This is a genomic window from Lysinibacillus sp. VIII_CA, from assembly GCF_049943995.1.
Lineage (GTDB): Bacteria > Bacillota > Bacilli > Bacillales_A > Planococcaceae > Lysinibacillus > Lysinibacillus pinottii.
Genome location: NZ_JBNFXM010000003.1, coordinates 228,239 through 239,027, shown reverse-complemented (window position 1 = coordinate 239,027; position 10,789 = coordinate 228,239). Strand labels below are relative to the sequence as shown.

The window sequence follows — 10,789 nt, the reverse complement described above, 5'->3', positions numbered from 1 at the left end:
TGGAATAAATAGTCAATAAATAACCTACCATAATTTATAAAAAATACCAATTCAGTTATATTTACCATTCATTACTCTTAGTCTACGAGTATTTCCATAGAGTCATGTTAAAACTCTAAAAAATCACAAAAAAAAAGGATTCTACTCATATAGAATTCCTTTTAAAACAAAATTGTACTATGTTGAAAGTGATAAGCATGTTTGTTTATTGGACAAATATTCGAATGTTCGATGACTAAAATCAATTACCAATCCAACTCCAGCAGAGAAGTATCCTTGATGATGAAAAACAACATCATAAATTAAACGTTTACACCTCCCTTCTTAAAACCATTTGTACTAGATGCAGCAAACCATTCTTTCATTTAAAGCCACAAGAAAATTTAGGCTCATGCAAAAATGTCCAAGGAAGCTTCCATTTATTATTCACAAATAACATCGAAGGACCACAATCAAGATAACAATAGCTGACAATTCAAGCGGGCTTTCCACCCTACCCAGATGGAAAGCCCACAAAAAAATGTCAAAACAGCATGGATTTCTTCTCTTAGTGCGAGCGGCGCAAAGGAAGCAAGGCCAATAGAATCAAAAAAATAGCCCCAGCGGTTCCAGTGATGAATCCAATTCCTTTTTACAAATAAAATAGTCGTCCGTGTAACTAAAACAACAAATAAGGTTTGCCGCTCCCATATATTGGACACAGGTATATCAAGTACAATGTTACGAATAATGGACCCACCATAAGATGTAGTATGACCCAGCACAAATATACCTATAAAAGAATACTTGGCCTGTAAGGAACAAATGCGCCGCTAATAGCGTAGGCAATACTACCAATAATGTGTAATACTGTCCATGTCACGTTATCCAACTCCTTTTTATAAACGAAAAAAGGCCCGCCATCAAATAGTTGCGCGTTATTACGCAAACTATTTGATGGCGGGCTAATATCTTAGCAGTTGTTTTACCTACAAAATTATCCATCTCACCAATTCTACATTCAAAATTTCATAGATGTTCTGCCATGTTTAGATAAAACCACAACCATAAAATTTCCAAAAATTATAAATCCTTTTATTTTCGAAATACAGTTTGAATTACAGTGTTTCATAGATAACCTGTCCCATTTGGGAGACATCATAATCTCCTAATGCGATCACTTCGGATTGGAAGTCTGTTGATGTCAAAATTCCCTTTACCGCTTCAATTAACCGTTGATTGTCAGGTGTTTTTAATAGCACAATATCATAGCGCTCTCTCATAACAGGAATAAAATCAACGTTGACAAGTTTGGCGGTTTTCTCAATCCCTATCCCAACATCTGCATGCCCATTTGCTACAGCTGATGCGACATCGAGATGGCTCATCTCTTCTTTGTCATACCCATTAATTGTAGACGGAGCTATGTGATGAATACGCAATTGTTCATCTAATAAGGTGCGTGTACCTGAGCCTTTCTCACGATTGATGAATGTAAATGACTTTGTTTGAAAATCCTCAAATGAATGGATCTGTAACGGATTACCCTTTTGAACATAGAAACCCGCCCTACGTGATATCACATTGATGAGAACAAAAGGAAGGCTCACAAAAATCTTTTTTACATAAGGTGTATTGTAATCCCCTGTATCCCCATCAAACATATGTAAACTCGCAATGTCACAGTCTCCATGGTACAACGCCATGACCCCATTAAAACTACCCTCATGTGAACGTAATACTTTTATTAATTGCCTTTTCTCTAGATATTTTGCCATTAAATCCAACACGAAATCTTGCCCACTAATAATAATTTTTGAATGATTTTTAGGTGAAATAGCCACGGGTGACATAGCAGGAGTGGTACCTGTCTTCCGTTTTTGTATATAGCCTTGTAAATCAGTACGGTCCACCCGCATTTGGCGTCCTACTCGGAAAACGGGCAAATCCCCTTTTTTCACTAAATCATAGACCGTTAATTTCGATACCTTTAATAATTGTGCAACCTCTTCAATTGTATAGGATTGTTCTTGTGACATCTCTTTCTCCTCCTATAAGCCTCTTCTTACATGGTAACTTATTTGTTTACATGTGAACATCTTGAAATTTTCTACCAATTCCAGGTTTCTTTTTCACTTATAACTTATTATAATTAGTTATGTCTTGTTATAACGAGTTATAAAAGGAGAAAAACGAAGTGAAAAAATTTTATCGTTTCTTTGCATCCATGCTTCTAGTTGGCCTATTAGCTGCTTGTGGTAATGAAGATAAAGATCCGCACGTAAATGAGCCGATTGAATTAACCATTTCTGCGGCTGCTAGTTTACAAGATGCCTTAGAAGAACTAAAAACTACTTATGAAAAAGAACACAATACCATTAAAATCCTCTATAACTTTGGTGGTTCTGGTGCATTGCAGCAACAAATTTTACAAGGGGCCCCTGCAGATCTTTTCTTTTCGGCAGCCGAGGATAAATTCGATGCTCTTGTAAAAAACGAGATTATTGATCCAAAATTGGGGATGGATCTTTTAGCAAATGAATTAGTATTAATTGTTCCAAAAAATAATGAAAAACAAATCCAATCCTTTGAAGATTTAAAACAAGCAGGGAAAATTGCACTTGGTACACCTGAAACAGTCCCTGCTGGACAATATGGGGTGGAAACGTTAAAAAATAGCCAACTATGGGAGTCACTTGAGTCCAAGATAGTGTATACAAAAGATGTACGTCAAGTCCTTACTTATAGTGAAACAGAAAATGTAGATGCAGGAATTGTTTATAAAACAGATGCTCTTGTATCTACTAAGGTCGAAGTTGTTGCAACTGCAGATGAACGTACACACACGCCGATTATCTATCCGGTTGGAGTCATAAAAAATAGTAAGTATGTACAAGAGGCTGAAGATTTTTATCACTTCTTACAAAGTGATGAGGCGATGGATGTCTTTAAAAAGTATGGGTTTAAAGGAGCACAATAAAGGATGGGTACCGATTTTTGGTCTCCTCTTAGGCTTTCGATAGAAATTGCCTTTGTTGCGGGTATCATTGCTATATTGACAGGTATTTTAATGGGTAAATGGATGGCGACACATCACTTTAAGGGGAAGCTATTACTGGAAACGTTATTGCTAATGCCCCTAGTATTACCTCCGACTGTAGTAGGTTTCCTGCTTATCGTTCTATTTGGGAAGAATAGTATATTAGGGAATCTGATTATCTGGCTTTTTGATCAGCCTGTCATGTTTACTTGGTGGGCCGCCGTCATCGCCTCAACCATTGTTGCCTTTCCATTAATGTATCAATCCGCCAAAACGGGCTTTGCCTCGATTGATCGAGATATCGAACATGCAGCACGTGTAGATGGGGCTAACGAATGGCAAGTCTTTATGTTCGTTTCCATTCCATTGGCACTAAAGGCTCTTGTTTCGGGAGCAATATTGAGCTTTACTCGTGCATTAGGTGAGTTTGGGGCTACGCTGATGTTTGCGGGTAATATTCCAGGGAAAACACAAACAACCCCTTTAGCGATTTATATGGCCATCGATTCGGGGAACATGACCCTTGCCTGGACATGGGTCTTGTGCATGATCACTATTTCATTTCTGATGCTTCTTAGCATTCATGTCCTAAAAGTATAAAAGAGGTAGCTAGTTTAAACTAGCTGCCTCTTTTTCGTCATCCCCCACTAATAGGTGGAATAAAGGCGATTGTGTCGCCCGATTTAACAATGGTAGTATCCGTTGCAAATTCCTCATTAATGGCTGTCATCATCTGCTGTAATGTCAATTGAGGATAGTGCTGTTCCATCCACTCTTTCACTTGAGCAACTGTCACATTTGACAGATCTACTGATAGCTTTGACGCACCAACCACTTCTTGTAAATGAGCGAATAATAAGATGTTAATCACAATTTCCCTCCTCATCTATCGCTGGTTTTCCTTCAGGATATGGGACATTTTCTAATTGATCTCCCATCCATTGCGTACCATCTTCCCAATGTTCTTTTTTCCAAATAGGCACAATCTGCTTAATGCGGTCAATTGCATATTCATTTGCCAAATAGGCTACTTTTCGATGTGGGGATGATACGGCAATGACTACGGCAATATCTGTAATATCCAATCGCCCTACACGATGTGTAATCGCTATTTCTGCTTCCGGCCATAGCTGTTTTAGTTCTTGTGCAATTTGCTCAAACATTTTAATTGCCATAGCCGGGTATGCTTGATATTCCAAATACAATGTTTTCTTCCCTTGGGTGATTTCACGTACAGTTCCGATGAATAGCGTTATCGCACCAGCGTTTCGACTTAGTACCTTGTGCCTTACTTCTTCCACATCAATCGGCTTATCAATAATTTCAAACATTGCTGTCGTCATAGTTTTCCCCTCATTTCATTCAACAAAAACTCCATATATTCTGTATCTTCATAAATAGAAAAGGCTGGGCTCGGTAAATTCTGATCAATTGGATAGCTTGGCCAATATATGACACAAAGGATATTAGAAATTTGTTGTAGTAACACACGGTCCTGTGCTGTTCGTAGTAACACGACTTTTGGGTAATGTTCTCTCTTATATCCCTCAATCAAAATAATATCCATTGAAAGGGTAGCATAAATCGTAAGTATATCCGCAAGCCGCCAGCTATGTTGGTGAATACTTAAACGTAATGTTCCGCCCCCCTCCACTGCTGAAACACGGGCACCTGCCTGTTCGTGTCGATTACTATCCTTTGAAAGATTTTCTACCGGCGCCCCACCATGCCCATGGTGTTTAATGGTCCCTACACGTAGCCCTTCTTTCGTCGCGTGCGTGATCAATTGCTCCATTAAAGTCGTTTTTCCGCTATTTTGATAGCCAACTATCTGTATGATTTTTCGATGTTGTTCCAAGGCCACTCACTTCCTTGCAAATCTTCTAGCAATAAAACTGCTACTTGCATGTTTTTTTCATAGCCACGAGAGCCACCAGGTAAGACGATAAAAGCATTAGCTGACGCTAATGAAGAAACAGCGCTCGATTTATCAAAACCAGATGGTACAGCCATTAGTTGACCATTTTCATAGTATACTAGAGCTCTTACAAAGCGAGTAAATGGATTGGGCTTTGTAAAATCTGCCCCTAAAATAGCCTGCTCTCTGCGGACATGCGGTTGTTGATTGCCAAATGCTGTGCGAATAATGGGACGTACAAATAGCTCAAAACCAACATAGCATGCTGAAGGATTACCAGAAAGTCCAAATAATAATTGATTATCACGAGCAGCAACCGTTGTCACACTCCCTGGACGCATCGCCACTTTATTAAATAATACCTTTGCGTCAATAGCTTTGTAGATAGCTGGTAAGTAATCATAGTCTCCAACGGAAACGCCTCCCGTTGTCAATAAAATATCGACTTCCTGTAATGCTTTTTCAACAATATGAATACATAAATCAAGATCATCGCTAAATTTGCCAAAGTATCGAACCTCTGCACCTGTTCGTTCGATTTGTGCCATAATCATATAAGCATTGCTATTTCGAATTTTTCCTGGCTGTAAAGATTCCTCTGGCTCTAGTAACTCACTGCCAGTAGCAATGACACCCACCACCAATTTACGATATACAGGCACTTGCGCATAGCCAAATGTAGCTAGTAATGCCATAATGCCGGGGTTAATATATTGTCCTCTTTCAACGAGAACAGTATGTTGCTGCACATCTTCACCTTTATAGGAAATATTAGTGCCAGCTACATACGCCCGTTTAATCGACATACATGTTTGCTGATTTTCTTCAAATGTTTGGGTTAATTCTAGCATTACAACTGCATCGCAACCTTTTGGTATTGGCGCACCCGTCATAATGCGTACGGCTTGCCGATATCCGACTACGTCCTCGTAAACAAAGCCTGCTCCAATTTCTCCAACGACTTGAAATATGACTGGCTGTGCTGAGGACGCTTCCTGACTATCAATAGAACGAATAGCATAGCCATCATAAGGGGATCGATCAAAGGCTGGTACATCATGATCGGCGACAATATCCTCCGCAATAAAGCGACCATATGCTTGCGATAATGGCACAAACTCCTTTTTGGCTTGAAAAGCATATTCCATTACACGATGTACAGCTTCCGACACTGGAATTGGTTGTCTCTTTTCCAACATTTAGCACACTCCTTTATCCTAATAAACGATAGTAAATGGTTTTTGCTTTTTGTATCTCCTGAATTCCATGAATCACTACGCGCCCATCCTGAAAAATGACAATGCGATATTCTTCTGTTTGGCAAGAAAGCAAATAGGGATTCATGTGAATATCCCCATAGGGACGAAGTTGGTCTGCCAACTGCTCTAAATTATAGTGAGTCGGATTTGGCGGTCGGATTTGTACAGCATCACGACCACAAAGCACCTCTAGTTTTGTTTGATTTTCATAAGCTAAAGATGGATATGTAGGGTGGTGACCACAGGTTGGACAATCATCCTGACGTATTTTATCTACGTTGATTTCATAATGTTGATTTTGCCAAACATCAAACGTCAAATAGCTTTTTCGTAAGGCCTTGTCATCGCCAACTAGCAATTTTAACACCTCTGCTACTTGATATGCCGCTACTATTTGGACAGGAGGACTAATAATTCCTACTGTATCACAGGTCATCCCTGTTTGAGGCATGACCTTCAGCAAACAGCGTAAACATGGTGTTTTCCCTGGCACAATCGTATAGGTAGCCCCATAACTACTCACACAAGAGCCGTACACCCATGGAATACGATGCTGTTGTGCAAGATCGTTCATCAGAAAGCGGACATCAAAATTATCAGTGGCGTCTACGATGACATCTATATCGTCTAGCAACGGTAGCAATGATTCTGTGCAGGCTTCCATAATGGCGACATGAATGGCGACCTCTGTGTTAATTTGTTGTAGTCGATTTTTGGCTGCGATCACTTTTGGCAATTTCTCTTGTGCGTCTTGCTCAGTATATAATTGCTGTCTTTGCAAATTACTCCATTCCACATAATCTCGATCAATCAGCGTCAATTTTCCAACACCTGCCCGCACGAGTGCTTCTGCGCTAGCACTGCCCAAGGCACCAACCCCTACGATTAGGACATGCTTTTGTTTCATTGCCTGCTGCCCCGCTTGTCCAATAGGGCTAAATAATTGTTGTCTCGAATATCTATTATTCATGAGCATTTTGCCTTTCTTTCTATGAATTTTCGTTTGACCTTTTCATTGATAGCATTATAATAAAGTGAAACTTACTTAGAAATTTTTTTCTATTTCGTGCTCATTCTTCACTTCATGAATGGAGCATTTTTTATTAAAAAACTCCCATAACGCAAGAAAAGGAGGTCGTTCTACCTTGCATCCTACACATCTTCAACAACCCATCCATGCTGCCATTTTAACCGTGAGTGATACACGGACAAAGGCAGAGGATTTAGCTGGTCAGCGCATTCATTCTTTACTTTTGGAGGCTACTTTTGAAGTAGTGGACTACCAAATAACAAGGGATGAACCGCTCGATATCTCAGAACATATTCATACATGGTGTAATCATGCCAACATCAATGCTATTATCGTCACTGGTGGAACTGGTTTTACACCAAGAGACCAAACCTACGACACCATTTTGCCTCTTTTTGAAAAAGAAATGATGGGGTTCGGAGAATTATTTCGAACGTTAAGCTATGAGGAAATTGGCCCCAAAGCTATGTTTAGTCGTGCCACAGCAGGTAGTCGCCATCAAACAGCTATCTATGTTTTACCAGGTTCTACTAACGCTGTGACATTGGCCATGACCAAGCTTATTTTACCAACCATACAACATTTCGTTGGAGAATTGAATCGCCTATGAAAGTTGCTGGTGTTGTCTTAGCTGGTGGTCAATCCTCTCGATATGGTCAACCGAAAATGTTTGAGACGTTTGCAGGACTACCCTTATATAAGCACAGCCTCAATGCCCTCCAAGAAAATCAATTAAATCCTTTGGTGATTGCTACAAACGCTAGCCTGCAACCTAGGTTTGCATCTGAGAATGTGCAATGGATCATTGAACAGCAGCCGCATCAAGGGCCACTTTTTGCCCTTCATCAAATTCTAGCGTCTTTTCCTGACATTGAATGGTTTTTTGTCGTCGCCAGTGATATGCCCTATATGAACGCAGCGTTTATTGAAGAGCTGCTAGGCTATATAAATGATTCTTATGATGCGATTGTTCCTAAACAAAATTTACACTATCAGCCATTAGCGGCCTTATATCGCCACACGGCATTACCCATGGCGAAACAATTGACGGAACAAAGCAAACGGAGTATGAAAGTGCTTTTAGATCAACTTCGTGTATGTTATGTTCCTTTTAAGGAGAACTGTCCAACATTTATTAATATCAACGCTCAACATGATTGGCTACAAACAGTGACAAAGGAGTCTAACAATGAATAATTTTTCCCACTGGAACGAAGCAGGTCGTCCTAAAATGGTCGACATTTCTGAAAAAGAAATAACAACACGTACAGCCATAGCACGCAGTACCATTACATTATCCAACGAGGTCTATCAGGCCATCCAACAAGGTGGTATAAAGAAAGGTGATCCTACACAAGTCGCTCAAATCGCAGGGATTATGGGCGCTAAAAAAACAGCTGATATCATCCCTATGTGCCACCCTATTATGCTACAGGGCACAGATCTGCAATTTGACTATGAGAAAATCGATAATGGTTATGCGCTACACATTCAAGCTACTGTCAAATGCAATGGAAAAACGGGTGTCGAAATGGAGGCCCTTACAGCTGTCTCCATTGCTGCCCTCACCTTTTATGACATGTGTAAGGCGGTTGATAAAACGATGGTCATTAAAGAAACCTATCTTGTAGAAAAAACAGGCGGCAAAAGCGGTACCTTTACGCATAAATAAACAGAAAAAATTCGGCATCTTGCCGATTTTTTTCTGTTTTTATGTTTACCCTCCGATATGGGACATTTCAACTTTAGCCTTTTTCCTATTTGCTATCGTCTGTTCGTTCCGCTCGTCTGAATAGCGATCATTTCTTTCTGTCCAGACACTCTTTATACAATTAAGAATTGCTGTATCATCTTGGCCAGATCTTAATAGCTCTCTTAAATCCGTCCCCTCTGTAGCAAACAAACAAGTATATAATTTACCCTCTGCTGAGAGGCGTGCACGTGAGCAAGACGTGCAAAAAGAATCTGTGACTGATGATATAATACCAATCTCCCCTTGATTATCCTTGTATTGGTAACGAGTCGCCACTTCCCCTAGATAATTAGGAGCAATCGGTCGCAGCGGTGAATGCTGATGGATTTGCTCAACGATGTCTTTTTTGGCCAACACATCATCCATGCGCCAACCATTCGAATTTCCAACATCCATATACTCAATAAAGCGTAAAATATGTTGTTTTTCTTTAAAAAATCGTGCCATTTCTATAACATCTTGGTCATTTTTTCCCTTTTGAACGACCATATTAATCTTTACTTGTAAACCGGCTTCCGCTGCCTTTTCAATACCCTCTAACACAGTTGACACCTTCCCGCGATGTCCATTCATCTCAAAAAAACGCTCGTCGTTTAGTGAATCTAAACTAATTGAAACGCGAGATAAGCCTGCTTGTGCCAATGGCTGTGCATATTTTTTTAATAAAGTGCCATTTGTTGTTAAAGCGATATCTTCTACACCTTCTAGGCGATGAATTCGGGCAATTAATTCCGTTAAATCGCGGCGTAATAAAGGCTCCCCACCTGTAATGCGAACCTTTTTGACACCTAGTGAGACGAATATTTTGACTAATCTTTCAATCTCATCGAAGTTTAAAATTTTATCAGATGATAAAAATGCATAATCAGGACCAAACACTTCAGCTGGCATACAATATCGACAGCGAAAGTTGCAGCGATCTGTCACGGATATTCTTAAATCTCTTAACGGTCTTTGTAGTTGGTCTTGTAGATCCGTCATTTAATCTCCTTCTTTCCGTACATTCTGAGCTGGTATGATGATGCGTTGTGGATGTGTATAAATATTCAATGTTTGTTGTCGAATAAAGCCTACCGTCGTAATACCAAGCTGCTCGGCCAATTGCAAGGCTAATTCGGTTGGTGCCGATTTGGACAATACTATTTCACAGCCTATTTTGGATACTTTTAGTAAAATCTCTGATGATATTCGTCCACTAAAAACAATAATTTTATCTTGTATACTAATATTATGACGTAAACAATAGCCGTAAATTTTATCTAAAGCATTATGGCGACCAATATCCATGCGACTTAAAACAATGCCATTGACATCGCAAAGCGCTGCATTATGCACACCACCTGTTTTTTTAAATATATCAGCAGTATCCTGCATGGCATGCATTAAGCGAAAGCAATCCGCAGCAGTAATTTGCACATGAATATCTTCCATTTTTTTTGCTACTAAAGCATCGTTTGTAAAAACAAAGCCTTGTCGACTCATTCCACAACAAGATGTTATATAGCGTTTGTTTTGTGTTTGCTGATAATAAGGATTGACATGCTTTGTTTTAATGTGCACAAAGCCTTCTTGTTCTTGATGCCAAATGTCCTCAATATCTTCGTAACTACGGATCACCCGTTCGGACGTTAAATAACCGATAACCATATCCTCGACATACTCCGGCGTACAAACCATCGTGACAAATTCTTGTTGATTAATTTTCACGGTCACAGCATATTCTGAGACAATTAAATCATCCATTTCCTTCGCTTGCTGCCCTTCAACTCGCACAATCTTCCTCGTAACGGCTCTCTCCATAAGGCATCCT

The 10,789-nt window shown here is 39.7% G+C and carries 14 protein-coding genes; 5 read left to right on the top strand and 9 right to left on the bottom strand.

Annotation, left to right across the window (positions count from 1 at the left end; all coding sequences use genetic code 11):
* Window positions 1–452 precede the first annotated feature (452 nt).
* Complete coding sequence (locus ACP3VS_RS06580; RefSeq protein WP_236249543.1) at window positions 453–764, bottom strand: hypothetical protein; 312 nt, start codon at window positions 762–764, stop codon at window positions 453–455.
* 333 nt (window positions 765–1,097) lie between these two features.
* Window positions 1,098–2,018, bottom strand: coding sequence for a helix-turn-helix transcriptional regulator (locus ACP3VS_RS06575; protein ID WP_036161993.1), 921 nt, complete (start codon window positions 2,016–2,018; stop codon window positions 1,098–1,100).
* 158 nt (window positions 2,019–2,176) lie between these two features.
* Between ACP3VS_RS06575 and modA the strand changes: the two genes are divergently transcribed.
* Together modA and modB are read left to right on the top strand one after the other, a co-directional pair.
* Window positions 2,177–2,959 (top strand): molybdate ABC transporter substrate-binding protein, encoded by a 783-nt coding sequence (gene modA / locus ACP3VS_RS06570; protein WP_036161998.1) that lies wholly within the window; start codon window positions 2,177–2,179, stop codon window positions 2,957–2,959.
* A 3-nt stretch (window positions 2,960–2,962) separates the two neighbouring features.
* Window positions 2,963–3,619: a molybdate ABC transporter permease subunit gene (modB, locus tag ACP3VS_RS06565; protein WP_012294876.1), complete on the top strand. Its 657-nt coding sequence runs from the start codon at window positions 2,963–2,965 to the stop codon at window positions 3,617–3,619.
* Window positions 3,620–3,656: 37 nt separating this feature from the next.
* Here modB and moaD read toward each other — a convergent pair whose 3' ends face one another.
* From moaD to ACP3VS_RS06540, 5 genes are read right to left on the bottom strand one after another with little or no spacing between them, the layout of a single operon-like run.
* Window positions 3,657–3,890, bottom strand: a complete 234-nt coding sequence (moaD, locus tag ACP3VS_RS06560) for a molybdopterin converting factor subunit 1 (protein ID WP_036216705.1) — start codon at window positions 3,888–3,890, stop codon at window positions 3,657–3,659.
* Window positions 3,883–4,362 carry a molybdenum cofactor biosynthesis protein MoaE gene (locus ACP3VS_RS06555; RefSeq protein ID WP_031416166.1) on the bottom strand — a complete coding sequence of 160 codons (480 nt, stop codon included), beginning with the start codon at window positions 4,360–4,362 and terminating at the stop codon, window positions 3,883–3,885. Before ACP3VS_RS06555 ends, moaD begins: the two co-directional genes overlap by 8 nt.
* Window positions 4,359–4,883, bottom strand: coding sequence for a molybdopterin-guanine dinucleotide biosynthesis protein B (gene mobB, locus ACP3VS_RS06550; protein ID WP_012294879.1), 525 nt, complete (start codon window positions 4,881–4,883; stop codon window positions 4,359–4,361). Before mobB ends, ACP3VS_RS06555 begins: the two co-directional genes overlap by 4 nt.
* The gene (gene glp / locus ACP3VS_RS06545; RefSeq protein WP_269204008.1) at window positions 4,847–6,133 is read right to left on the bottom strand and encodes a molybdopterin molybdotransferase MoeA; all 1,287 of its coding nucleotides are present in this window, start codon (window positions 6,131–6,133) and stop codon (window positions 4,847–4,849) included. The genes mobB and glp overlap by 37 nt, the downstream gene beginning before the upstream one ends.
* A gap of 16 nt (window positions 6,134–6,149) precedes the next feature.
* Window positions 6,150–7,166 (bottom strand): thiazole biosynthesis adenylyltransferase ThiF, encoded by a 1,017-nt coding sequence (locus tag ACP3VS_RS06540; RefSeq protein ID WP_036162808.1) that lies wholly within the window; start codon window positions 7,164–7,166, stop codon window positions 6,150–6,152.
* 175 nt (window positions 7,167–7,341) lie between these two features.
* On the opposite strand from ACP3VS_RS06540, the gene ACP3VS_RS06535 reads away from it, so the two are divergent.
* From ACP3VS_RS06535 to moaC, 3 genes are read left to right on the top strand one after another with little or no spacing between them, the layout of a single operon-like run.
* Window positions 7,342–7,836 (top strand): MogA/MoaB family molybdenum cofactor biosynthesis protein, encoded by a 495-nt coding sequence (locus ACP3VS_RS06535; protein ID WP_031416173.1) that lies wholly within the window; start codon window positions 7,342–7,344, stop codon window positions 7,834–7,836.
* Complete coding sequence (locus ACP3VS_RS06530; protein WP_012294883.1) at window positions 7,833–8,423, top strand: molybdenum cofactor guanylyltransferase; 591 nt, start codon at window positions 7,833–7,835, stop codon at window positions 8,421–8,423. The genes ACP3VS_RS06535 and ACP3VS_RS06530 overlap by 4 nt, the downstream gene beginning before the upstream one ends.
* The gene (gene moaC, locus ACP3VS_RS06525; RefSeq protein ID WP_012294884.1) at window positions 8,416–8,898 is read left to right on the top strand and encodes a cyclic pyranopterin monophosphate synthase MoaC; all 483 of its coding nucleotides are present in this window, start codon (window positions 8,416–8,418) and stop codon (window positions 8,896–8,898) included. The genes ACP3VS_RS06530 and moaC overlap by 8 nt, the downstream gene beginning before the upstream one ends.
* Before the next feature lie 45 nt (window positions 8,899–8,943).
* On the opposite strand, the gene moaA is transcribed toward moaC, so the two are convergent.
* Window positions 8,944–9,960 (bottom strand): GTP 3',8-cyclase MoaA, encoded by a 1,017-nt coding sequence (gene moaA, locus ACP3VS_RS06520; RefSeq protein ID WP_036162002.1) that lies wholly within the window; start codon window positions 9,958–9,960, stop codon window positions 8,944–8,946.
* Window positions 9,961–10,779 carry a formate dehydrogenase accessory sulfurtransferase FdhD gene (fdhD, locus tag ACP3VS_RS06515; RefSeq protein ID WP_426388478.1) on the bottom strand — a complete coding sequence of 273 codons (819 nt, stop codon included), beginning with the start codon at window positions 10,777–10,779 and terminating at the stop codon, window positions 9,961–9,963.
* Window positions 10,780–10,789 lie beyond the last annotated feature (10 nt).